Source organism: Pseudomonas sp. RL_105y_Pfl2_101, from assembly GCF_963970585.1.
GTDB lineage: Bacteria > Pseudomonadota > Gammaproteobacteria > Pseudomonadales > Pseudomonadaceae > Aquipseudomonas.
Window position 1 is genome coordinate 1 of sequence record NZ_CAXAPG010000036.1, and the last position, 23,381, is coordinate 23,381.

General features: G+C 56.9%; 20 protein-coding genes. 9 read left to right on the forward strand and 11 right to left on the reverse strand.

The genetic code is table 11. The features are described 5' to 3' along the window. Positions 1-1,351: 1,351 nt before the first annotated feature. From AACY31_RS25010 to AACY31_RS25050, 9 genes are all read left to right on the forward strand, one after another. The gene (locus AACY31_RS25010; RefSeq protein WP_339505228.1) at positions 1,352-2,608 is read left to right on the forward strand and encodes an integrase domain-containing protein; all 1,257 of its coding nucleotides are present in this window, start codon (positions 1,352-1,354) and stop codon (positions 2,606-2,608) included. Between the two features lie 544 nt (positions 2,609-3,152). Further along, positions 3,153-3,284, forward strand: coding sequence for a hypothetical protein (locus AACY31_RS25015; RefSeq protein ID WP_256573472.1), 132 nt, complete (start codon positions 3,153-3,155; stop codon positions 3,282-3,284). Between the two features lie 361 nt (positions 3,285-3,645). Beyond that, on the forward strand, positions 3,646-6,171 hold the full coding sequence (locus AACY31_RS25020) for a hypothetical protein (protein ID WP_339479184.1): 2,526 nt from the start codon (positions 3,646-3,648) through the stop codon (positions 6,169-6,171). A 75-nt stretch (positions 6,172-6,246) separates the two neighbouring features. After that, a complete protein-coding gene (locus AACY31_RS25025) occupies positions 6,247-7,233 on the forward strand; it encodes a ComEC/Rec2 family competence protein (protein WP_339479186.1) in 987 nt (328 codons plus the stop codon). A gap of 1,385 nt (positions 7,234-8,618) precedes the next feature. Further along, entirely contained in the window at positions 8,619-10,013 is a 1,395-nt protein-coding gene (locus AACY31_RS25030) for a YfjI family protein (RefSeq protein ID WP_339505231.1), read from the forward strand. Further along, positions 9,997-10,356, forward strand: a complete 360-nt coding sequence (locus AACY31_RS25035; RefSeq protein WP_339505233.1) for a hypothetical protein — start codon at positions 9,997-9,999, stop codon at positions 10,354-10,356. The genes AACY31_RS25030 and AACY31_RS25035 overlap by 17 nt, the downstream gene beginning before the upstream one ends. Then, positions 10,334-11,314: an integrase domain-containing protein gene (locus AACY31_RS25040; RefSeq protein ID WP_339505235.1), complete on the forward strand. Its 981-nt coding sequence runs from the start codon at positions 10,334-10,336 to the stop codon at positions 11,312-11,314. Before AACY31_RS25035 ends, AACY31_RS25040 begins: the two co-directional genes overlap by 23 nt. Continuing rightward, complete coding sequence (locus AACY31_RS25045) at positions 11,311-11,586, forward strand: hypothetical protein (protein WP_339505237.1); 276 nt, start codon at positions 11,311-11,313, stop codon at positions 11,584-11,586. Before AACY31_RS25040 ends, AACY31_RS25045 begins: the two co-directional genes overlap by 4 nt. Positions 11,587-12,051: 465 nt before the next feature. Continuing rightward, entirely contained in the window at positions 12,052-12,954 is a 903-nt protein-coding gene (locus tag AACY31_RS25050) for a LysR family transcriptional regulator (RefSeq protein ID WP_122843097.1), read from the forward strand. A 26-nt stretch (positions 12,955-12,980) separates the two neighbouring features. Here the strand turns inward: AACY31_RS25050 and AACY31_RS25055 are convergent, their stop codons facing one another. The 11 genes from AACY31_RS25055 to AACY31_RS25105 all read right to left on the reverse strand — a co-directional run bounded on the left by AACY31_RS25055 (position 12,981) and on the right by AACY31_RS25105 (position 23,310). Further along, positions 12,981-14,336: an ANL family adenylate-forming protein gene (locus AACY31_RS25055; RefSeq protein WP_339505238.1), complete on the reverse strand. Its 1,356-nt coding sequence runs from the start codon at positions 14,334-14,336 to the stop codon at positions 12,981-12,983. Between the two features lie 26 nt (positions 14,337-14,362). After that, entirely contained in the window at positions 14,363-15,559 is a 1,197-nt protein-coding gene (locus AACY31_RS25060) for a cytochrome P450 (RefSeq protein ID WP_339505240.1), read from the reverse strand. Next, positions 15,556-16,230: an HAD family hydrolase gene (locus AACY31_RS25065; RefSeq protein ID WP_339505242.1), complete on the reverse strand. Its 675-nt coding sequence runs from the start codon at positions 16,228-16,230 to the stop codon at positions 15,556-15,558. The genes AACY31_RS25060 and AACY31_RS25065 overlap by 4 nt, the downstream gene beginning before the upstream one ends. 24 nt (positions 16,231-16,254) lie before the next feature. Beyond that, entirely contained in the window at positions 16,255-17,274 is a 1,020-nt protein-coding gene (locus AACY31_RS25070; RefSeq protein ID WP_339505243.1) for a ketoacyl-ACP synthase III, read from the reverse strand. Beyond that, positions 17,271-17,525, reverse strand: coding sequence for a phosphopantetheine-binding protein (locus AACY31_RS25075; protein WP_149630750.1), 255 nt, complete (start codon positions 17,523-17,525; stop codon positions 17,271-17,273). Before AACY31_RS25075 ends, AACY31_RS25070 begins: the two co-directional genes overlap by 4 nt. A 29-nt stretch (positions 17,526-17,554) precedes the next feature. After that, a complete protein-coding gene (locus tag AACY31_RS25080) occupies positions 17,555-18,259 on the reverse strand; it encodes an SDR family NAD(P)-dependent oxidoreductase (protein WP_339505245.1) in 705 nt (234 codons plus the stop codon). Further along, a complete protein-coding gene (locus AACY31_RS25085) occupies positions 18,249-18,554 on the reverse strand; it encodes a hypothetical protein (protein ID WP_339505246.1) in 306 nt (101 codons plus the stop codon). The genes AACY31_RS25080 and AACY31_RS25085 overlap by 11 nt, the downstream gene beginning before the upstream one ends. A 21-nt stretch (positions 18,555-18,575) precedes the next feature. Beyond that, the gene (locus tag AACY31_RS25090; protein ID WP_339505247.1) at positions 18,576-19,376 is read right to left on the reverse strand and encodes an AfsA-related hotdog domain-containing protein; all 801 of its coding nucleotides are present in this window, start codon (positions 19,374-19,376) and stop codon (positions 18,576-18,578) included. Between the two features lie 11 nt (positions 19,377-19,387). Beyond that, on the reverse strand, positions 19,388-20,146 hold the full coding sequence (locus AACY31_RS25095; RefSeq protein ID WP_339505248.1) for a thioesterase II family protein: 759 nt from the start codon (positions 20,144-20,146) through the stop codon (positions 19,388-19,390). A gap of 372 nt (positions 20,147-20,518) precedes the next feature. Continuing rightward, entirely contained in the window at positions 20,519-21,727 is a 1,209-nt protein-coding gene (locus tag AACY31_RS25100; protein WP_339505250.1) for an MFS transporter, read from the reverse strand. 23 nt (positions 21,728-21,750) lie between these two features. After that, a complete protein-coding gene (locus AACY31_RS25105) occupies positions 21,751-23,310 on the reverse strand; it encodes an MFS transporter (RefSeq protein WP_339505251.1) in 1,560 nt (519 codons plus the stop codon). Positions 23,311-23,381 lie beyond the last annotated feature (71 nt).

Genomic DNA, 23,381 nt, shown 5'->3' on the forward strand with positions numbered 1-23,381 from the left:
CCTTGCTGCGCCCGGAAGGGCTGAAAAATGAAGAAAATGGATCAAATTTCGACGCGGGTCGTTTTTTGAAAAGTACTGACGGCTCGATAGCCGGAAAACATCCGGCTATTTCAGACCATCCCTAGGGAAGACTTGGGTCAGCCCGTTGCCCGATGCCTGAATCGTCCATAGTTTCCCAGATACCAGCGACTGGCACCTATTGGCCGAACGCGTGCGCTTGTGAGGGGCCTCTTCGGGAATGGGGCCGCTTCCCGGCTGGTCGTCCGCTTTTGGCCGAGGCCGCGTAAAGACGTTTTTGAGCACGTCTGATGCTCAAAACCGGACTGAGAATCGCGTTTCTACGCGAAATCCACATCTGCTGACGTGCCGATAAATTTAAGATTTAACGCGGATGCCCACACTGCAATTTTGGCGAAGCGTTTTACACACTCTGGGCCGATTGCTGCCTTCCACAGCAATAATCACGGTCAGCAATCAATAAACCAGTTGTAAAATTGGTATCCCGCGCTAACCGACACCGCACATGTGCCCAGCGTCAATAGAGGCCACTGTCCTTCGACACCAAGCCACCACTGCACCTTGAACAGAAGAGCTCCCACCAACACGCAAGCCAGAACACCAAGAGCCAGGCCAACCAAAGCGAACAGCCGAGCCCCTAACCCTGGGTTTCCGCCGTGCCAGTTCTCACTCAGGCAAAAGGGGCAATGATTGGACGAAGGCGAATACCCCCAGAAACCACGGCTATATGACGCCCTCGGAACCATCGCGTTGCCACAGTTGTGGCAGGTAACCTTCGAGTGTCTCATATCGCACCTCAGCTCAAATCGTCCTAGATGAGCCCATGGTGCGCTACCGCGGAAAAAACCCAACCGCGTGACCTGACATGTACCCAGCACCCGGTCTGAGCTGGACATCAAAACCTCCTGGCCAGGCAACCGAGGTTATGCTGCACACGAACGAGTCTATTGAATGCTCGCCGGTGGCTGACTGGCCTCGCCCGGTCGCATAACGATAACTCAGGACGCCAGTTCAACTCCTCAAATAGCCGCTCATCGGAAATACGTGCACGGGGGCATTTATGGGGGCACTTACTAATAAACCTATAAAAAAATCTAATTAAAACAATAGTTTATTTAAATATTTTAAATCCCCCCGGCTCCACCACTTCATCATCTAAAGACGTCCACGGACGTCTTTTTTTGTGCCTGAAATCCAGTGAAATCAAGGATTTAAGCGCTACTGGGCGCTGGAGAGGTTTTTTGAGTTCCAGCCGTTTGGGTATTCCAAATGGTATTCCAAGCCATCCGGTGCTATTTTTTGGAATACCAAAACGGTGTCAGAGGTAGCTCTCATGCCTGCTCCAGCCCTTCGCCTTTCCGACCGCCAGCTCAAGGCAGTCAAGGCAAAAGACAAGGATTACGTCCTCAGCGATGGTGACGGCCTTCAGCTCCGAGTCAGGAGCAATGGCTCGATGCTGTGGAACTTCAACTACCGCGAGCCGGTAACCAAAAATCGTATCAATATGGGGCTGGGCACATACCCAGAGCTCTCGCTAGCGAGCGCCAGGAAAAAAGTGGTGGAAGCACGCGAGCTGCTTGCACAAGGCATTGATCCCAAGGTGCAACGCAATGCACAGGACGAAGCCAAACGAGCGGAGACGGAACATACGTTCGAGAACGTGGCCACCGCCTGGTTCGAGCTGAAGAAGGACTCCGTCACGCCGGCGTACGCCGAAGACATTTGGCGATCGCTCACGCTGCATGTATTTCCAGACCTGAAAACAACGCCGCTCTCGAAAATTACCGCACCGATTGTCATCGAACTGCTTCGCCCAATCGAGGCCAAAGGCAGCCTCGAGACAGTTAAGCGATTGAGCCAACGGCTCAACGAGATCATGACCTACGGGGTGAACTCCGGGTTGATTTTCGCTAACCCCCTCAGTGGCATTCGGGCGGTATTCAAGAAACCCAAGAAACAGAACATGGCCGCGCTACGACCCGATGAGCTTTCCGAGCTCATGATCGAAATCGCAAACGCCAGCATCAAGCGGATCACCCGCTGCCTGATCGAATGGCAACTGCACACCATGACCCGCCCTGCCGAAGCGGCTACCACCCGATGGGCAGACATCGACTTCGACAAACGCATCTGGACCATCCCGCCGGAGCGCATGAAAAAGCGTCGTCCGCACACCATCCCGCTGACCGAACAGGCACTCGCGTTACTGGAGACGCTCAAGCCCCACAGCGGCCACAGGGAATACGTGTTCCCGGCAGATAGAAATCCGCGCACCCACGCCAACAGCCAGACCGCCAACATGGCGTTGAAACGCATGGGCTTCCAGGACCGCTTGGTCAGCCACGGCATGCGCTCCATGGCCAGCACCATCCTGAACGAGCATGGATGGGATCCGGAGCTGATCGAAGTCGCGCTGGCGCATGTCGACAAGGACGAAGTCCGAAGTGCCTACAACCGAGCGGACTACATCGAACGCCGGAGACCGATGATGGCTTGGTGGAGTGACCACATCCAGAAAGCAGCCACTGGCAACCTGTCGGCATCTGCGATCAATCAAACCAGGGACCACAACGTCGTGCCCATACGGTGAGCGCTCACCGGACGCCACAGGTAACCGGAAATGACTCCCCAGATAGAGTGATAGTTGATTTGGCGACAGCGGCGACACCAGCGACAACCCGCGTCGTACTCGGCCTGCAGCATGGCGACAAAAGTGGCGACTGTCGCCGTTGCAAGTTTCGCTCTTGGGGCTTTCTCGGCTAAGCCCACGCGAGCGGGAAGGCTCCGCATTCCCACTCGCATGGGCTCTACGTAATTGCGTCTCACTGGACCACCTAATTGCATTGCCACTGACCAGTCGTTTGCGTTCGCGCTGACCAGCCGCTTGCTGTTGATGGGTGTCAGCGGGTGCCACTCAGCGCAAGTACGTCAGCCAAGCACTGAAGGCCTGCAACAGACCATAGCAGCCGGGCCGTCCGCAGGTAGGAGACATAAGAGTGAAGGCTGAAGGAAGTTTGCTGGCATAAAGATATCAGCTACAGTTTCAAGCGTGTTCGTGATTAGGGTGCTGGGCGGCCATCTACATGTCGATGTTTTGCCAAGAGATGTACATACCAATTGAAGGAGATAGCCATATGGGCCTCAAACCTGGACCAAAACCAATAGCTCAATCGACCGGAAAAGAAGACCAGCGTCGTCGTGTTACCCCCGAGAACAAGCCTAAACATCCTGATTTAGATGTGCATAAGCACAAAAAAGGTGAGTGACCAATCAAAGCCCCGTCTTCCATGACGGGGCTTTTTCATAAACATGAGAGCCGTGAATCAACGCTTAAGTACTTGCTTTTGACATTTGGGAAGCGTCACAACCAGTCGTGTATAAATATAATATCTGGTCCAGATGGGGTCTGTAGGTTGGGCGGTTCTGATGGCGCTTGGGGTTCATGATGGGTGGGGCAAGCAACCTGCCCATGGAACAGGACACTGTTGGGGAACAGGTATGTTTAGACTGATTACGGGCGCAACTTGCTCGGCCAGCGGCGACGCCACCAATTGGGGCGCCTATCGATATATACCTGATTCCACTTGCCGCGTATCAGTAGCATAGCCGAGTAATAGGAACTTCGAGATGAGCAAACAGGAAAAGGACATCCAATGGCTAGGCGAAGAGGACGCACACCTCGGCCCGGCAGCCCGTGCGGCATTGGGAATTCTTCTGGAGACAAGGGATTGGTCATGGTGGCATGACCAATCCAAGACATTCGACTGTCTTGATGACGCAGTGCCTCAGTACAGGCCTGCTGCGTGGGGCGGCGATGCCAGTCTGTTGGATGCCGATCAGTGGGTTGATCCGCTGAGGGCTCTGGCGCTGGCCCAAGCTTTTGAGAAACTGAAAAGCGGGCGCCGTGTAACCATCAAAGTGTCCAGATCCGTGTGGAGTTGGCCAGGGGGAAGCGGCACTGTTCACGCCTCCGTTCTGGAACTGTCCGACTTGCTTGGCCCATTGCGGGTGATTCCAGAATGGGAGGTTAACGCGAGACCGCGTTTTCCTATGCGTCCGGCATTGTCGAGCGGTCACTGCGTGATAACCAGCCCTACTCTTGGCCGTGATGCCCTCGGTATCAAAGCGCTTGAGGATGTTGAGTGGCGCGACGACGGCGAGGTAGTAGACATTGCCATCGCCGGTTCCGTCGAGGCAGTTCAGCAGATCAGGGCGGCGAAGTTGATCGTTATCTACGGTCAGCTCGCCAAGGATGCGTTCGCCAATGTAAGTGTGCTGCGCCGGGATCTATACGCGCAAAGTGTCGTTCACGTGCAGGCGGATGGGGAACGTGCAGCGGCTTGGTTGCAAGAAGTCGTCGGACTGTGGGTCTCGAACGGATGGCCTTTGTTGGACGCTATGCAGTTCGCTAACAAAGGTTTGGGCCTGGAGACGCTGATTCTGTCCTCTACCCAGTCATTCATTGTAGGCGCCAACGCATCCTACACTCGCTTCAAAACCGAGACCGAATCCATCACCTATTCAGGCGATCGTATTTATCTCAGGGACTATGAAGTAACTACTCCGCCTGAAGTGATTTCGCGGTCTGCGCCACCTACCGAGCGGGTCTTGACCGCCACCGTTGTCCAAGGCGCCAAGCAGTTACAGGCATGGCCGACAAGCGGCCAAGTAGATATCAACGTGGGCATTGAGCCGAAAACTCCTTTGCATGCAGCCATCCCGGCATTTCCCGAAGACAGAATTGAGTGGCAGGGAGACAGTAAGCTTCTTCAAGTCCACATGTTCGAACTGGGGCAGAAGCCGGTGAGTCAAACGCTGCTGCTGTCCAGAACAGGGAATTCTTCAGTTGTAACCTTCAACCATAACGCCGACGTTAATGAGATAGATCTGCGCTTTATCATCAGCGACGGCGCACAGCTTCTTCAAACCGCCCGCCTTCAGGCGGAGCGGGGCGGGGCAATCCGCTTCTTTATTGAAACTATTGTTACCCCGCTGGACCGGGCAAAAGCAGGGTTCGATGTCGCACTGCTGGTGAATGACAGCCTCGGGAAGCAGCCAAGCGTGACCGCCATTACCGCGGATGGAAGCGCTATGCATGTCGCGCTCAAAGAATACGATCTGACAACAGCGAGGCAGCAGTTGCTGAACGTGCTCGATGAAGCCGTCGCCAACCCGAACGCGCCGTTGGCACCTTTGATGGTCCGGTTGGCCAACCGCGGCAAGATCATAATGGATGGGTTGCGGGAAGTGATTCCCCAATGGCCGAGCAAGCTTGACAGAGTGCAGTTGGTCACTCAGAGCGATGCTTTCTTTCCCATTGAATACCTATTCGAGGGCACGTTGCCGGATTCTTCCCAGGCCCCGCTATGTGCAGAACGCGCAGGGTGCTTGAAAGCGGGCCGAGCAATTGCCGACTGTAGCATCCGCGCATCTGGCGACGCGTTATGCCCCATGGGTTTTTTGGGCGTGTCGGCGGTAATCGAGCGCCATACCTGGCAGACAGGACGGGCTGCGCAAGTGTGGGGGGCATCAGGCGAACAGCAACTCGAGCGGCACCGGATCAAGGATTTGTCGAGCATTGCATTCGCTGCCAGCAATAGGGCGGACGATTTCGAAGACGAAGACGTGTTGCCCCACGAGGTAGTAAGAATCGCAGGCATCGAGGCGGCTTTGGGGGTCAACAGCATTACGGACTGGAAGGCCTGGAAAGCCAGCCTCGAGGATTCCACGCCCTCACCTGCGCTGTTGCTGCTACTGATCCACTTAGAAGATAACGTCCTGTATGTGGGGGCGAACTCCGACCTCAATCAGGGCGCTATCGATCAGAAGCATATCCGCGATGCCCAGGTGGTCATTGCCATTGGTTGTTCAACCGGCTTAGGAGACGCGCGTGGCGGAAGCTTGCCGGCGATCCTTCAAAGAAACGGTGCTCGTGTGGTGATAGCGGCAATGACCACCGTGCTTGGCCGCCACGCCAACCGCGTCGCACGAGACTTGGCGACCACCTTGCGCGATGCGGCCCAGGCACCTAATTCGGCTTATGTAGGCACGATCATGAGCAATATCCGCAGAAAACTCCTAGCCGACGGGCTAGCCCTTGGCTTGGCGGTAGTGGCGTTCGGTGACGCAGATGTGGTGCTCGGCAACGCATGATCAATAGAGGCTGATATGTTTCGAGTACGGGCAGTTCAAGTTCAACAGGGTGACGCGCTGTTAGTGAGCTATGGCATGGCTGAGCGTCCACGCCACCTGCTCGTCGATGGCGGTCCATCCCAATCGATCGCCACGCTGTTGTCCGTGCTTGAGCGCGCACGGGTGGACGAAGTGCTGAAGCTCGAGGCATTGGTGGTCACTCATTATGATCTTGACCATATTCAGGGCGTAATTGAATTGCTCGAAGCGCTACCACCGTGGCTGGAAATCGAAGACGTCTGGTTCAACGGTTACCACCATCTGGGCGCCGCCGACGCCTTGGGTGCGAAGGAGGCTGACGCGCTGTCCGCCCTTATCCGCAAGCTTGGGTTGCCTTGGAACAAGTATTTTCAAAAAAACGGGGACGACAACGTGGGTCGAGCCGTCTTGCAGGCTTCGAAGCCAGTCTTTCTGCCAGACGGGCTCGAAATCCGAGTGCTTTCGCCTGATCAGCGCGGGCTGTCTGCACTGGCCAGGGTTTGGAAAAATCCGGCCGTACCGCCCGCCGAGCCACACCAGGTACCAGGGGATGCCCTCGGCCGTGCCGACACATGGCCACCGAAGGAGTTTTCTGCCACGCGCGTCCACTCGTATACGCCGGATCGCTCAATACCAAACCAAAGCAGCATTGCCTTGCTTCTAACCTTTGATAACAAGCGTGCGTTACTCGCCGGGGACGCATTTGCAGAGGTGGTGAAGGCAGGGCTTGAGCTGAATGGCCCGGGCGTAGATACCGTCGACCTTTTGAAAGTGTCTCATCACGGCAGTAAAGGAAACACTCACATGCCCCTGTTGAAGCTGATGGGGTGCAAACGTTTTCTGATCAGCACCAGCGGCAAAACGCACAGCCACCCCGACCATGGGTTGATAGAACGTCTGGTTGCAGATGGCCGGAGCCCAGAAATTATATTCAACTACAACACGGGGTGGTCTGGAAAATGGAAGCAACGCCCTCAAGGTTGGCCTTTCTATAGCGCTCGTTATCCCGAATACGGCGACCGATTTGTGGATGTTCTGCTTTAGGTTGGGCCCACTGTTAGAGCGTTGACTCTTCAAGCCCACTAGGGCGGGGCTTGGTCATACACCGCCGGATGGCCGACTCCCTGTCAGTTCTGGCATGGCCGACTGAACGGTTTGTGAGAGAGAAACCGCAGACACTCCGAACCACAGGAATCGCCCCAATACCGATCTGCTCAGCCTGGTGGAACTTCTCGGCAATAGATTCGGCTGCGGGATCCTGCCCTATTAGATCTACTGGGTCCATGGTTCAACTTTTCGGTTGAGAATGATGATATCCGTGAGCCTTTTGATCGGGTTTAAAGCAACATCACCCGCAGCCTGAGCACGCCCGAGCAGACAGCGCGTCTGCGGTTTTCCCAACTGATCCAGTGCTGGCGCGGCTGATCGTGACATTGCATTCTTCAGTACTGTGGAAGTGTCGTGCGCCAGCCGCTGAACTGGCCGCTTCTGGCCGCTGTCCGCTGGTCGTCACCACAGCGTGTGCTGATCAAGTCGAATGAAAACGGCTGATCCGCACGACTGCAATTGACTAGTCAGTAACAATGCAAACGGTCAAGTCCATGCAATTACGCAGGTTCACATTAAAAACCGACAAACGACCACCCGGCCATGGAAAGCCACCGGCCTCCAAGGTCTTCCAGCGCTATCGATTGGCGCAACAGCCGCCCCCAAAATACGGTTGACCTCGAGCAGAACGAGCGCTAAACCAGAACTGTACAAGCGCTGTCCTCGATAGCACCCAGGTAGCTAGAACCTTTGAGGCTACGCCACATCGTGGTGGTTCACCCCAAGTGCGATTAGTGTCCGGCGGCTCGCACGGTCACAGCGATGTGATGGATGCCTACTTCTCAGCTTTGCCCATTGCGGCAACTCAGGCCTTCTCCTGGCTGCTCCGCAGCAATTTATTCGCTTGGCCATTTCTTGCGCCAACCTGTTGCCCGTCTCTTTGCCCCCTAAAGAGACGGGCGCATATCACACTGCTGCAGCCCTGCTCGCACGGGCCTTTGCGGCTTCCCTCCTCGTGACAATCGGCGTGACAAACACCGAAGTCACCATCAACAGCGATGCCGATGATGGTGCCGCAGCCCAAGGAATGGACTGCACCTGACTGACAGTCAGGCACGCCCCGGTCATCGCCTCATTGCCTTCACCCGACTCAGGATCTCGCGGCACCGGTCTCGTCAGCCAGTGCAGCCTCCACCCGCCCACTTCTTCGGAAGTGCTCAGGAGGCCAGATCATGAGATGCCCAAGCTCCCGGTCGTAAGGAGCCGTCAGTCCCGCGTAAGTGGACAAACCTCACAGGTCGCAGGGGCCTTGAACCCTGATAACACTCAACAACCGTGGCGGGATGAGTGAGGACGAAGTCGATAATCTCAGGAGAATAGCGATGCAACTGTGCGAAGCGTTCGAGCCACCACAACCATTGCTGGAATACCAACAGGCGCCCTATCCGGTCGAAGCACTCGGGGGTCTGTTGGGCCCCGCGGTCGAGCGACTGGCCGAGGTGATCGGCGTGCCCTGCGCCATGGCTGCACAATCGGTGCTGGCCAGCGCTGCTCTGGTGAGTCAGGGCCATGCCAATGTCCAACTCGACGGTCGAACCTATCCGCTGTCCCTCTACCTACTGACGGTGGCGTCCTCGGGTGATCGTAAAAGCGCGGTGGATCAGCTGGCACTGAAGGCGGCGCGCGACTGGGAACGACAGCAGTGGACCCTCTATGCGGAAAAGCTAAAAACCTATCGCGCCGCTACCAACATCATGGCCAAACCCAAAACCTCAAATAAACACGCGGAGGCGGAAGGCGGTGAGCTATCCGAGCCGGTACCGCCGAGACTGATCATTGCCGAACCCACCATTGAGGCCCTGGTCAAAAGCCTGTGCCATGGCTTGCCCAGCATGGGCTTGTTTAATGATGAAGGTGGTCAGTTCTTGGGCAGCAGCACCATGAGTAAAGAGAACCTACTCAAGGCGATCACCACCTTGTCGACACTGTGGGATGGCAGCCCGATCGATCGGGCGCGCTCCATGGCGGGGGAAAGTCTGCGGGCCTATGACCGTCGCCTCAGTCTGCATCTGATGCTACAGCCCTACCTGGCCAACCAACTGTTCAAAGACCCGGTGATCACTGGCCAAGGCGTCCTCGGCCGTTGCCTGATCAGTTGGCCCGAGCGCCTGGCCGGCCAACGACTCTACAAGGCGATCGACCTGACCCGAGATGCCAAGGTTCAGCGCTACCAACAGCGGATCACCGCCCTGCTGCAAAAGCCCTGGTCACTTCACCAGGATGGATCACTCAATCCCGCCACACTGGAGCTGACGGCCCGTGCCCGCCGGGTCTGGATCGATATTCACGACACCATCGAATGTCAGTCTGGCGAGTTCGGCGAGCTAGCCGGCGTCCAGCCTGTCGCGGGCAAGGCCGCGGCGAATGTACTGCGCATCGCAGGTGTGCTGGCCATGGTTGAAGAGGCCGGTGCGTTGGACGAAGCACACATCCAGCGCGCCTCCACCCTGATGGATTACTACCTGGCCGAGATCCAGCGCCTGACCGAACAGGAGCCGGTCAATAGCCGATGCGAAGAGGCGGATCGACTACTGCGCTGGTTGGTGCAGAAAGGCTGGACTCACTTCACCATTCGCGACGTCAATCGCAACGGCCCTCGCTTTGCCCGCAAGAGCGCTGACCATACCGCCTCTCTATTGGTCGTGCTGATCACTCATCGCTGGCTGAGCAGCCGCGACGGAAAAACGTTCGAGGTCCGCCATGTTTCGCCTCAATGACGCGGTGCGCCGCTACCAGGCGCAACTTCAACCGCAACCAGAATCGCGGCGTGTCGCCGCCGCTGTCGCCACCCTGTCGCCACGCGCCAGGCCAGAAACGACGCGGGTTGTCGCCACTGTCGCCGCTGTCGCCACACCCCCCTTTGAGCCTGCCAACCTCGCCCGGCTGATCAAGCAACTGCGCGAGGAAGGGGCACTGCTGCAACACCAGGAGAACGCCCTCCTGATCCGCCCGACACACTGGCAGCAGCTGGAGAGGCTCAGCCCCTACTGGAAAGCCTTGCTGCTCTTTCTGCAAACAAACGAAAACGGTGAAGATGATGACTCTGGTCGGTCGGCGTGAGGGTCGCAACTTTGGCTACGGACGCCAGCTAAGCTACGCCGGCCCACAAGCGCTCAAGGATCTGTTTGCCGGCGGCCACTTTGCCACGGTCAAAGCGCATAGCGATCGCTGGCAAGCGTTCGTACGTTGGTGTCGGTCAGAGGACGGCCCCGGTTACAACGATGCGCGTCAGATCGATCGACAGACGCTGCAAGATTACGCCGCGTACCTGCGCCAGCAGATTCAGCAAGGTGAACTCTGCATCGCAACCGCGCAGAACCGCCTGAGCAGCGTCAACCGTACCCTCGCGGCGCTGCGCGCTGATCAGGACGTGAGGATCGCCAGTCCGAGCCAGGCGTTGGGACAGCAGCGCTCGAGCGTACGCACCCGCGCGCCCGATGGCCAAGACCACCAACAGGTGCGGCGAGTACTCGAGGCGCTGGGCGAACTGCAACACGTGCGGGTGGCCGCGATTGTCCTGTTGGCCCGAACAACCGGTATGCGCCTGCGCGAAGCGATCCTGGCTGACCTGCCACGCTTGCACCGCGAAGCCAAACACTTAGGCCGCATCAACATTCAGGACGGCACCAAAGGTGGCCGCTCGGGGGCTTCAGCGCCGCGATGGGTCGTGGCAAATGAAGAGGTGAGAGCGGCCCTGCAGTTGGCTCGTCATGCATCGCCGCCCCGCAGCCGCAACTTGTTGGCCCGAGACGAAAGCTACTCCGTGTTCCTACAAAAGACCGTGCTCCCTGCCCGCGAAACGCTACATGACCAAGGGTTGAAAGGTTTTCATGAACTGCGCGCGGCCTACGCCTGCGAGCGTTACGAACAGCTCACTGGCCACGCCGCACCAGTCAATGGTGGCCACTGCTATCGCATTGACCGCGAACTGGATCGACAGACGCGGCAACAGATCAGCGCTGAGCTCGGGCATAACCGGATCGATGTGGTTTCGGCCTACATTGGAGGTCGAGCGTGACCAAGCCGTTCAATATGGCGCTGTTCCTGAGCGGCGTACTGACCGGCTCGAAGGTCACGCAGCAACGACACCTACGCCAAGCCCGAGTCATGCAAGCGGCCATTCAACAACGATGGCAGCGAGACAATCCCTGGACCTGGCAGCTCAAGCATGTGCGCTGGTTTTTCACTCAGCACCTGAAAGACCATTCCGACGCTACCCGGTATTACTATCGACTCACCGCTCTATTGATCTGGAAGCGATTAGGGAACAACCGAGAATTGCTGATCTGACGCTCGAATCGTGAGTAGGCAGCCTTCCAAGATCGCTTGTCCGCCTTTATCTATCTCAGCGTGGATATTCTCTTGCTGATGAACCTGCTCGAAGAACACTGCCGCAATTGCAAAAAACGCCTGTGATTTCAACCGGTCGATGCAACAGATTGGCTAAATCGTTCAGCGGGCGTTTCGTGTTTTCGTGTTTTTGAGGGCGACTATTTAGCTGCCTTACAAAGTCCTCGCCTGTAGCAGGCTTACCGTTATTGGCTTTTCGCAAGCCACCAAGGCGTTTTGTCGTTGCGGCCTCCGACAAAATGGTTGCTCTCTATGTGGCGTCACGTCAGACTCCAAAATCGACGAATAGGCGGGGAGAAGTGCTGTTTAACTCCCAAGAATAAAGCAGCGATGCCTCTCTTTTGACCCGTCGGATTCTGAAGCCTCAATAGGTCTGTAGTTATCGACCCCGGGCGGACACGGAATATGGATAATCTGAGCGGGTTGATTGCCTTTGTGCGGGCAGCGGAAAATCAAAGTTTTACCCTGGCGGGCAGAGCGCTGGGCATCTCGTCTTCTGCAGTAGGAAAAAGTGTCAGCCGTCTTGAAGAGCGGATTGGCGTGCGCTTGTTCCACCGTAGTACCCGGCAAATCAGCCTGACCAGCGAAGGCCTGGATTTTTTTGGTCGTTGCCGGACCTTGCTCCAGCAATTGCAGGATGCCGAGGCCGCGCTTTCCCACTCCAAGACCCGCCCCAGAGGGCGTCTGCGAATCAGTTTGCCGGCCGTGGGCTATCGTCTGATCTCAGGAATGTTGCGCGAGTTTTACCAGCGCTATCCGGAAATCGAACTGGACCTGGACTTCAGCGACCGACTGGTCGATGTGGTCGATGAAGCCTTTGATGCCGTGATCCGAAGCGGCGAACTGCCCGATTCCAGCCTTGCAGCGAAAAGAATCTGCACGTTCAGGTTCGTCTTGTGCGCAGCGCCCGACTACCTGCAGCGCTATGGTACGGCAAAGAGCGTCGAGGATCTCCAGCACTATAAAGGCATCGCCTATAAATTCCCCTCGAATGGCAAACTCCAGCCCTGGTGGCTGAAGGTCAATGGCGATACCGTCAAGATCAGCCTGGAAACCACGGTGGTCATGAACAGCGTGGAAGCGGTCCTGGCAGCGTGTCGTAATGGCCTGGGCCTGGCCTACCTGCCTGACTTCGTCATTCAGGAATACCTGGCCAGCCACGAATTGATCAGGGTGTTACCCGAATTGAGCCTAGAGGGGGATTTCTGGATTGTCTGGTCGCCAAGCCGCTTGCTGTCACCCAAGACCCGCGCATTCATTGATTTTCTCGGTGAAGCGCAACTGATGAGCAGCCCTGAAGGCGGCTGATTGCTCCTTCAGGGCACGCCACACACTCAGTCGATCAGCAGTTTTTTGAAACGCGCCGAATACTGGATAGCCTCCACCGACTTCAAGCGCACCGGCACCTTATAGGCGTCCATCAGCCGCCGGGCAAAGTGCCGGATATCGCGTAGCACCGTCGCCGTCGAGTCCCCGTAGTCGCTATCCAGGACGATATGCGCAGCGACGAATTGCCCGGTCAAGCCATTGGCCTCGCCGTACGCCTTGCAATCACGCACCTGCGGATGGCGAAGCAGCACGGATTCAACTTCCGCGGGGTAGACCTTCTCGCCACCGACATTAATGATCTCTTTGCTGCGACCGAGGATTTTCAGGTAACCATCGGCATTGACCTCCACCAGGTCGCCGGTCTTGAACCAGCCATCGTCAGTGAAGCTGTCCATTGAGTGGTTCAGGTAGCCCATGACTTGAGTCGCACTGCGCAGCCAAAGCTCACCATCGACGACTTTGTGTTCACTCGAGCCTTCCTGAAAGCGCATATACAGACTATCGGATGACAACGAACTGGTGTTGATAATGCCCGTCTCGCTGGTGCCGAAGGTCTGCAGAAATTTTACCCGTGGCAGGTGCTCGCGCAGTTTGAGCAACAAACTCTCCGGCATCGGCTCCGTGCCGTAGGTAATCATGCGCAAGCTGCTGAGGTTGCAGGTGTCGAACACCTGGTTGATCAACATCAGGTTCAAGAATGTCGGCGAGGTCGGCAGCACGGTAATGCGGTGTTTCTCAATCAGGCTGGCAACGGTGTCCGGGGTTTTGCTGGCCGCGATCGTTGCCGTTCCGCCAATGGAAAGTATGTTCAATAGCGTATTGATGCCGCCGATATGATCGAACAGCAGAAACAGAAAGATATCGAGGCGTCGAGATCGTTTTTCGGAAAATTCGCCCACCAGTCGGTCAAGGTCATGCAACATCGCCTTGGGTGTGCCGGTGGTGCCACTGCTGAATAGAATGAGGCCGGCATGCCCCTGTTTTCTAAGCTCGCCGATCATCGGGTTTTCCGGAGCTTGAGTAAGGACGCATGGCCGGATCTGTCGGGTATCGATATCGATCACAAACTCAGGGTTTGCCGCCGCCTGCTTATTTTGAATTTCCGCCTGGTTTTCAGCGGTGTTGAGGGCAATGATGTGGCCGTTCTGGTACAGCGCTAGGAATAGCGCGATGCCCGCGAACGAAAAGTCGCCGCTCATGAAAACTACCGCTTGCCTGGCCACGCCATTGGCGGCCAACCATTCCAGTTGAACACCGATCTCGTCGCTCAACTGGGCGTAGGTGTAGGACTGTTCAGGGTCATTCAGAAAGATCTGGTTCGAAAACTGCGCAAAGCCGTTTATCAGCGGTTTAAAGATCATGGCTTATTCCTTTGATTGAAATGGCATCAGAAACGCACGGGCAGTTCGTCGGGGCGGCGCAGTACCGTGCCGTTGATCCAGCGGATCGACGCCGGGTCACATGCCAGTTCGAGGTCGGGCAATGCCTGTACCAGGGTCGACAGCACGGTGGCTATTTCCAGGCGTGCCAGCGCCGGGCCCATGCAGCTGTGGATGCCATGGCCGAATTGCATGTGCGCGGCCTTGTCCTGGCGGTCGGGATTGATCAGCAGCGGTGCGTGGAACACGCTGGGGTCGCGATTGGCGAGGAACACGTTGGCGTACACCGTGGTGTTCGCCGCAATCACGCCGCGGCTGGTTTGCAGGGCCTGGGTGGTCATCCGGGGAAACGCCGATAACTTGCCGATGGGAATCAGCCGAATGAGCTCTTCGATCAATTGCGGCGCTCGATCGGGGTTTTCCCGGACGTGCTGCCAGAGCGATGGCGCGCACAGCAAGGTATAGAGACTTTTAGTCATCACGCTCAGGGCGTTATGGTCGCCCCCCAGCAGAATACCCAGCAGCACGCCGACAAACTCCCGGTCGCTCAGCGGGTCTTCCAGGGTGTGACGCTGGTCGACATATTGGCGAATAAAGCCGTCCGGATGCGCACCCCTGCGGCCCTGCACGAAGTCCATCATGTAATCGAAACTGGCGTTGACCGCCGCTTCGATGCCGACGATATCGTCCGGCGGCGCCGATTGAATGATTTGGCTCCAGGGCCGGAACAGCAGCCGGTCCTCTTCGGGGATGCCGAGGATGTGACACACCGTCGATGAAGTCAGGCGCTCCAGCACCGAGGCAAATAGGTCCGGCGGCGTCACACCTTTGCGCATCTGCTCGATGCTGTCGACGGTCACAGTGGTCACGTGTTGGCGCACGCTTTCCAGGCCACGCTTGCTGAAAGCACGCGCGACGGTCGCGCGGGAACGCATGTGAGCCGGGTTGTCCAGATTGAGCAACAGTTCCGGTTGAGTCGGGCCGGGGAGAAAGGTCGGGCCGTTTTCGATGTTACACAGGGTTCGACTGATGCTCGGGTCGGCCAGAAACGCCTTGCAGTCGGCGTATCCGGTCAGGTGAGTGGCGACGTGGCCGCTGGGCAACCTGATTTGCGGCAGTTGACCTTGCCAGCCCACGGTTTGGTAATAGGGCGCTGCGTCGAGGTTGGGGATATCCAGCACGCTGGGATGGACGCGCATGTTCATCGGGCACCTGCCTGTGCGCGGGGTTGTGCCGCGCCAATGAGTGCACGCACGGCATGCTGAGTCTCGAGGCTGTCGACAAATAAAATGGCGTGCCAACCGGCGGCTCGCGCGGCTTCGCAGTTTTCTTCGACATCGTCGATCAGCACGCAGGCGGCGGCAGGTACGCCGATCTGGTCGGCCGCCAGCGCAAAGATTTTCGGGTCCGGTTTGCGCAGCTTTACCTTGCAGGAATCGACGATGCTGTCAGCGACATCATCCAGGCCCACCATACGCCGCCACGGCGCTTCCCACTCCACTACGTTGTTGGTAAGGATGCACGCCTTCAGGCCGGCCGCTTTCACTTCATGGAAAAGCTCGAACATGTGTTCGTTGACGTTGTGCGGGGAAAACCACTGCTCGCCATGATTATCGAAATCGCAACGGCTCAAATCAATGCCCGGATACAGCTCGGACAATGCCTTGCTCATGCCCTGCCCCCATTCGACCTGAGTCATCATTGCCAGCTCGATGGGCGCCTGGAATTGCACATTCAGCGGCTTGGCCACGGCATGCATGGCGGCTTCCATCTGGCTGCGGCTGATGCCGGTATTTTCCTGGTAGACGCGGTACAGCTCGTCGATGGAAGGCGACAGCACGCCGCCGAAGTCGAACCAAATTGCTTGGATAGTCATGGTCATCTTTCCTTGATTGTCAGGTCAGTTAGGGAGGGCAGGTACTTCTACGGGAGCAATGATGTGAGCATCGCGCAGCGATAAATGGGCAATGCCGATCGACAGCCCGACGCCAAAACCACAGGCAATCAGGTTGTCCTGCCGCAAGTCTTCGCGGCCGTGCCGCTTGCAGATCATCAGCGGGATCGACGAGGGGCCGGTGTTGCCCACGTCAGCCACTTCGATGGGGACCTTGGCCGGCGCAACACCGAGCTTTTTGGCCAGGTAATCGAGCATGAATTTGTTGGCCTGGTGCAGCAGGAAGAACGGCACACGCTCAGGGTCGATGCCTTGGTCGCGAATGAAGGCGTTGATCGCCGACGGCACTTTCTCCAGGGCAAAGTTCATCACTTGGCCGCCGTCCATATGCAGCCCGGCGGCCTGTACCCGGCTGGTGGCGCTGGGCGTGTAATCCAGCGCAGTGTTGAGGTATTGCGCGCCGGCGCCATCGGTATTGAACGCAAACCCGAGTGCCTGATCGCCGCCTTCCAGCAGTGTGCAGGTCGCGGCATCGCCGAAGACCAGCCGCACGTGCCGGTCTTCAGGATTGAGCAATTTGCTGATCACATCGCCGGTACACACTAGTACTCTGCGGCAGCCGCCGGCCTTGATCAGCATGGCCGCCTGAAACAGGCCATAGATGTAGCCGGAACAGCCAAAATTGAGGTCGAAGGCTGCAAGCGCTTTCTTCAACCCCAGGCGATCAGCCAGCATTGCACTGCTGGCAGGCATCAGGCTGTCGGGCGTTTGCGTGACGACCACCAGGCCATCGATGCTGGCGGGATCGATGTCCGCCGCATCGAACAACGCCAGGGCAGCAGCGGCGCATAGATCCACCGTCGACAGCCGATTGGCCACCCGCACTTGATGGATGCCGGTGCTCTTGGCGATCCGCTGCACTTCTTTTTCACCAAACAACGTGGCGAAATCGGCCAGGGTCATTACGTCTTTGGGGATGGCGGCCGACAGCGCGCGGATCGACACCCCATCGATAAACGCGTTCATGAGGGTTCACTGACACGAGCGTCAGCCGCATCGGCCTGGATGGCATCGAACAGCTCACCCATGGTTTCAACTTCATCGAGCACGGCAGGGCTCAAGGCAAAACCGAACTGGTCATTCAACACACCCAGCAGCGTGACCTTGGTCAATGAATCCCAATTGCTCAGGGGGTGCAGCAATACATCAACTTGAAGTTCCGATTCGCGCAGTTCCAGAAGTTCTGCCAGTTCTTTCTTGATGGCGTCCAGGTTCATGGTGAAGTCCTTTTGCAAGAGAACGTGAGTTAGAGGCCGCCGAGATACACGACTTGGCCGGTAATGAAATTGCTGCGCGGTGAAAGGAAAAAATCCGTCACATTGGTCACATCGTCGAAGGTGCCAAAGCGCTTCAGCGATTGTTGCGCCAGCAGGTCTTTCATTTTTTGTGCAGGGATGACCCGCGTCAGATCGGTATCGATCGGTGTAGGGCCCACGGCATTGACGGTGATGCCAAAGCTGGCCAGCTCCTTGGCCATCACACAGGTCAGGGTTTCCACGGCGGCTTTGGACGCGGCATACAGTGCTTCGCCTTCCAGCTTCAACGGTTTGGCCACTGTGGAAAAATTCACAATGCGTCCCTGGCGCCCGACTCGCATGAGCTTTGCCGCCTCCCGGCTGAGCAGGAAAGTGCCCAGCACATTGGTTTGCATGATGTTTTTCGCGGTCTTGTAGGGCGTCAGCAGCGAGTGGTTCATGCTGGCGATCCCGGCATTGTTGATCAGGTAATCAAGCCGATCGCAGGTGCCGCGCACGTGCCTCATCAGTTCGCTGATGGCCTGTTCATCGGCCACATCGGCGATAAAGTGGTCATAGCCCGGATGGCTCAGATCACTGGACGAACGGCTACAGCCGATCACACGATGACCCTGGGCAAGGTAGTACTCGGCAAGATGCCTGCCGATGCCCTTGCGCGTCCCTGTAATAAGCGTGACAGGCGTGTTATCGGCCATGAGACACCTGTGCATTCAGCTCGAGAATGTAGTTGGCGAAGGTCTTTACCGACTGGAACGGGCTGCGCTTGGGGGACATGGCGCTGTCGTTGACCAGCGTCATCTTGACCCCCAGTTGCTCCTCGATCATCTGCTCGACGTCAATCACGATGGACACCAGGCTCATTGAATCGAGGACGCCGCCGACACCATAGAGGGCGGTGTTTTCGCCTTTTTCCAGGCTGATGGGCTGGGCGAGACTGTGGTTTTCATTTTCAATCGCGTTATAAATGATGCCGAGAATTTGCTCTTTCATAGGGATTCCTCTCAAAGTGGATCAGGCGAGACGTTTGACGAATTGGTGAAGAAGTTGCGCTTCCTTGAGTTGAAAGTAGCGCGAGTCGATCACCGATAGTTCAAAGCCGAGTACCACCAGGCACTGGCCTTGTTGCTTAAACTCAAGGCGGCAGCTAAAACGAAAATTCGAGGCACCAGAGCGGCGTAATTCAATGGGAACACACAGAATTTCCGTGTGTATCGGCAACAGGAAGTCCATATAAGTAACGTCCATCTTGTTTGTGACAAAGTTGACTTTTCCTTTGGCTGCCGGTGTCACGTAATAGGCTTCTGCAACGGCGATGGTCATTTGGCGGGCGGCCTCGATGACCATCATTCCGGAAACGTGCTGGCCGGTCAGATGATCGCTTAGTTCGGCATTGGCATCATCTATCATCAGCAAGGCAGAGTAAGTACCGTTGCCGTTTTCGCAGGGCGCGGAGATGGCAATGTTATGGTTCTTCAACTTGTGAGTGGCTGTTGAAGAAGCACGAGGGTGGCGATCCACTGGAAGGATACTCAATGTCGGCGACAGGGCCGCCTTGAATCCATACAGGGTATTGAGTTGCTCGTCGGTAATGCCTTGGCCGACATGCAAGGTCAACTTTTCGCCCCTATCAAGTTGGGTCACCATTTCTTCTGCGGCAGTCACCGAAATAAACATATTGTCACTGCACTGACTTTTGATTCGATCCCCCACCACTATGTAATGCCTGGGCGATTCCTGCTGTTCTGCATTGAGCGAGGAAAATCCAGAAAACGGGCACAAAGAAACGCCATTTGAAACACTGAGCTCTTCCATTTTTTTCACCTTTATATGCGTGCTGATGTATCCAGGTATCGGGATGAAACAGGCAGGAGTACTGCCGGGTTGACAGGCTCGGTAATAATTTTTGTGATGGCAGGAATATGCTGGGTGAGGAAAAAATGGTTTCCCTCAAAAAACTCCAGACGGACAAAATTGTGGCTATGCTCCTTCCAGGCAATAACATCCTGGACCGGTGCAAATGGGTCTTCACAGCCGCCCAGAACCATCATGGGAACGTCCAGCGGGTCACCGGGAACGTGGCGATACAAGGCGGCGGCCTGGAAATCTTTGATAAGGGAAGGCAACATGCGGTTCTTCGCCGCCGAGTGCTTGAACATGAAATCCGGAATGGCACCAAACTTGGAAACCGTTTGAATAAACACTTCTTCAGAATCGTCGAGTGTTACCTGCGCGCAATTAAAAATGTGCGGAGCACGACAGGCTGCAACCACCAGATTGATCAGTCGCGGGCCAAACTCATGTTGGCGACGAGCAACTTCGTAGGCAACGATGGCACCAAGGCTATAGCCAAAAATAATGACCTCGCGCGCCGCCAGGTTGTCGATAAGTGCAATGACTTCGTTCGCCATTGCGTCGACAGTACCTGGTGCCTGCGTCACATTTTTTTGATAGCGGCCTTTGTAAGTGACGCCCATCACGGGCATGTAAGTGCCTACGGCACGCCGCAGTGTTTCAAAGGACAAACCGCTGCCCCCGGCGAAGGGTATGAAAATACACACTTTTTCAGAGTCGATGACAGTCATCGAAGACTCCTTGTTTGAGAGATTAAAAGAAGCCCAGGGAACTAACGAACGCCCTGACTTTTCTGCCAAGTTAGAGTCTGCCTGATTTTTCCGAAAAATCTGTTTGCTGCGGGCAATTGTATTTCAGAGTATTTCAAAGCAGTTGAGCGTTTTAGGCTAAACTGTCTGAACTATAAGTCCAAGGTCCGGTCATGCTAAATACGCCATTGCGCAAAAGGCCAATGAGTTGATAGAGACACGAGTGGGTGACTTGAACGAAGGGAGGAATCAGGAAGGGCGAGGATAGTTGTATTGGTGTGGCTAACCAATACAACTAGTCAGTGCAGGAAGGGAATAACAAGTTACGAATGTGGACGCTCAGTCATTCAATGGTTAAATGGCGGGAAGTTGTTTGGGCCGCGGTCTAAGAATCGCCAACAAGGCAACCATCGCCAATACGGCGCACAGCAATCCCAATAAGGCGCATCCGGTCCATCCGAAACGCTGCCAGAGATACCCTCCCATGGCACTACCGAACGCTCCACCACAAAAATTGCAGACCATATACACCGTGTTCAAACGGCTGCGACTTTCCGGCCTCAGGGAAAAAATACGCGTCTGGTTGGCCACCTGACCCAGTTGCAAGGCGAAGCTGAGCAGGTTGGCGCACGCCAGCAACACCATAAAGGTGTTGGCCCACGCAATCGACAAGGCGAAGCTCAGGCCACAGAGCAAGATAGAGGCGAGGCTGATAGCGACTGTGCCGAAACGTTCACACAGTTTACCGGCCGCAGGAGTCAGCAGGGTGGCGAGGGCGCCCCACAAGCTGAACAACCCTACATCTGCGGCGTTCATGCTGTAGGGCGGCGCCATCAGTTTAAAAGCGATTACCGACCAGAACGCACTGAACGCGGCAAAGATTGCTGCGCCCAGGGCGCAGGACAGGCGCAGCAGCGGCTCATGCCAGAACAGATGCAACATCGAGCTCAATAATCTGCCGTAGGCAACGGACACCCCAGGCGTATGGCGCCGGGGCAGAATGCTCGGCAGCGCCAGTGCACACAGGACCATGGCAGAAGCCGCCACCCAATAGACCGACTGCCAGCCGAGGTGATCGGCCAACCATCCGGCAATGGCCCGGGACAGCAGGATTCCGGTGACCAACCCCGTTTGTACCCAGGCAATGACTCGACTGCGTTCGCCGGCAGTGGCCAGCCCGGCCAGGTAGGGGAGTAGCACCTGCGGGATACATGTGCCCATGCAGAGCAGGAAGCTGGCGCCTGCCAGGAATGAGAGCTGGGTGGCCTGGCTTGCCAGCAATAACAGGATGGAGGTCCACACCAGCAGTACGCGACAGAGTCGCAAGGGTGCCACTCTGTCGCCCAACGGGACGATCAGCAACATCCCCAAGGCATAGCCCATCTGCGATGCAGTGGCGATCCAGCTGGTTTGCCCGGCATCGGCGTGCAGGGCATCGGCGTGCAGGGCATCGGCGAAGACCGGCAGCAGTGCCTGGTTGAAGTAGACATTGGCCACCGACAAGCCGCACAGTAAGGCAATGCCCGCCAGAATCAGCGGCGTAAAGTGTGTGTTGGGCGACATCAGGCATGGCTCCAAAGCGGCTTTCAGGTATCCGATGAGAGACGGGCGACATCGGGCGTGGATTCGGCACCGACGCAGACTTCGCTTTGGCGTCCCAGGAATAGAAAGACCACGGCGGCAGTGAACAGCGTGAACATCGCTAGCAGTTGCAACAAGGTGTTGAACCCGGCGGTATAGGCCGAGCGCAGTATCGTCAGTGGGATTTGGCTGGCGTCGGTGCTCGCGTGCTGGATATCGCCCATCACCAGACGTTGCGCGATAGTTGAATAGTCAACGGCGGACAGTTTGACCAAGGTACTGATGCTCAGATGGTGTGCGACCAGAGCCGTCAGCACCGCAACAGTGATCGCCAGGGCGACACCCTCGCTGGCCACCCGCGTCGTGTTGAAAATACCGGCGGCCATCCCCGCCCGTTCCTTGGGGATCACACTGATCGACAAACCATCCATCAAGCCCCAGGGCAGGCCTGTACCGATACCGGTCAGCAGCATGGCCGCGAGGATCTGCCCGTGCGCGCCGACCGGGATCACACTCAGCCAGTAGAGCCCGGCCGCTGCGATCACGAAGCCGATTGCGCAGAGTACGCCCGCCGACAACCAGCGAGTTAGCGACGCGGCAATGATAGGGACAATCAGCATCGGGGCAGAGAGTGCCAACATCATCAGCCCCGCTTCAAAGGCACTGGCCCCTTCTACGCCGATAAACCTAAACGGCAGCAATACGATCAAGACGATGTAGCAATAGCAGGTGCCGATCGGCAGGATCTGTACACCGACAAAGCGCGGAAACAAAAATAGCCCCAGTTCCAGCATCGGATGTTTTGCCCGATTCTCAACAATGATAAACAGCAGCAAAAAGACCGCCGACGTTCCAAGCAGTACATGAATGACCGGCGAGCCCCAGCCTTGCTCAGGTGCCAGGATCACCGCCGTGGTGAACGTAACCAACAGACCGGAAAACGTCAGCACACCAGACGTATCCAGCCGCTGTGCTTGCGGGTCGCGGCTTTCGCGCATTTTCGGCAGGGCAAATATCAAGGAAAGGATGGCGAGCAGGGCCGTGAAAAGGAAAATTGCGCGCCAGCCCAAGTACTCGATGAGCAACCCCGATAACAACGGACCGAAGGCCAGGCCAACCCCGAAAGTGGTGCCCAGAAGGCTGAAAGCACGAGTTCTGGCATGCCCATCAAATTCCTGCGCCAGTGCCGCCGAACCGCTGGCTAGGGCTGCCGCCGCGGCAATGCCTTGCACGCCACGCAACAGGTCCAGCCAGAAAATATCGGGGACCGCCGCCAACAGGATCGACACCAGTGCAAACAACGCCATGCCGCACATGAACAGTCGCTTGCGTCCGTAGAGGTCAGCGAGGGTGCCGGCGGCCATCAGCAGGCTGCCGAAGCTAAGCATGAAGGCATTGGTGATCCAGGCCAGTTCCGTGGGATGGGCATCAAAGGTTTGCCCAATGAACGGCGTGGCTACTGCCCCGCCGGTAAAGCTCATGGGCAATACCAAGGCAGCGAGGCAAATTGCAGCCAATATGGAATGTCGGCCAGGGGCCGGCAGCGGTTCGGTAGCTGAGTTCATCAGATGATTCCCTGCATATCTATGAAGTGTCCGTACTGTCCAGGTCGAGGCGCGCGAGCGTTCTTACACTC

Excerpts from the sequence above, each read along its gene's own strand:
- AACY31_RS25055 (WP_339505238.1), bottom strand. The coding sequence starts at position 14,336 with ATGATCTTTAAACCGCTGATAAACGGCTTTGCGCAGTTTTCGAACCAG.
- AACY31_RS25030 (WP_339505231.1), top strand. The coding sequence starts at position 8,619 with ATGCAACTGTGCGAAGCGTTCGAGCCACCACAACCATTGCTGGAATAC.
- AACY31_RS25095 (WP_339505248.1), bottom strand. The coding sequence starts at position 20,146 with ATGACTGTCATCGACTCTGAAAAAGTGTGTATTTTCATACCCTTCGCC.
- AACY31_RS25040 (WP_339505235.1), top strand. The coding sequence starts at position 10,334 with ATGACTCTGGTCGGTCGGCGTGAGGGTCGCAACTTTGGCTACGGACGC.
- AACY31_RS25065 (WP_339505242.1), bottom strand. The coding sequence starts at position 16,230 with ATGACTATCCAAGCAATTTGGTTCGACTTCGGCGGCGTGCTGTCGCCT.
- AACY31_RS25105 (WP_339505251.1), bottom strand. The coding sequence starts at position 23,310 with ATGAACTCAGCTACCGAACCGCTGCCGGCCCCTGGCCGACATTCCATA.
- AACY31_RS25100 (WP_339505250.1), bottom strand. The coding sequence starts at position 21,727 with ATGTCGCCCAACACACACTTTACGCCGCTGATTCTGGCGGGCATTGCC.
- AACY31_RS25075 (WP_149630750.1), bottom strand. The coding sequence starts at position 17,525 with ATGAACCTGGACGCCATCAAGAAAGAACTGGCAGAACTTCTGGAACTG.
- AACY31_RS25080 (WP_339505245.1), bottom strand. The coding sequence starts at position 18,259 with ATGGCCGATAACACGCCTGTCACGCTTATTACAGGGACGCGCAAGGGC.
- AACY31_RS25020 (WP_339479184.1), top strand. The coding sequence starts at position 3,646 with ATGAGCAAACAGGAAAAGGACATCCAATGGCTAGGCGAAGAGGACGCA.
- AACY31_RS25025 (WP_339479186.1), top strand. The coding sequence starts at position 6,247 with ATGGCTGAGCGTCCACGCCACCTGCTCGTCGATGGCGGTCCATCCCAA.
- AACY31_RS25085 (WP_339505246.1), bottom strand. The coding sequence starts at position 18,554 with ATGAAAGAGCAAATTCTCGGCATCATTTATAACGCGATTGAAAATGAA.
- AACY31_RS25050 (WP_122843097.1), top strand. The coding sequence starts at position 12,052 with ATGGATAATCTGAGCGGGTTGATTGCCTTTGTGCGGGCAGCGGAAAAT.
- AACY31_RS25070 (WP_339505243.1), bottom strand. The coding sequence starts at position 17,274 with ATGAACGCGTTTATCGATGGGGTGTCGATCCGCGCGCTGTCGGCCGCC.
- AACY31_RS25090 (WP_339505247.1), bottom strand. The coding sequence starts at position 19,376 with ATGGAAGAGCTCAGTGTTTCAAATGGCGTTTCTTTGTGCCCGTTTTCT.
- AACY31_RS25010 (WP_339505228.1), top strand. The coding sequence starts at position 1,352 with ATGCCTGCTCCAGCCCTTCGCCTTTCCGACCGCCAGCTCAAGGCAGTC.
- AACY31_RS25060 (WP_339505240.1), bottom strand. The coding sequence starts at position 15,559 with ATGAACATGCGCGTCCATCCCAGCGTGCTGGATATCCCCAACCTCGAC.
- AACY31_RS25015 (WP_256573472.1), top strand. The coding sequence starts at position 3,153 with ATGGGCCTCAAACCTGGACCAAAACCAATAGCTCAATCGACCGGAAAA.
- AACY31_RS25035 (WP_339505233.1), top strand. The coding sequence starts at position 9,997 with ATGTTTCGCCTCAATGACGCGGTGCGCCGCTACCAGGCGCAACTTCAA.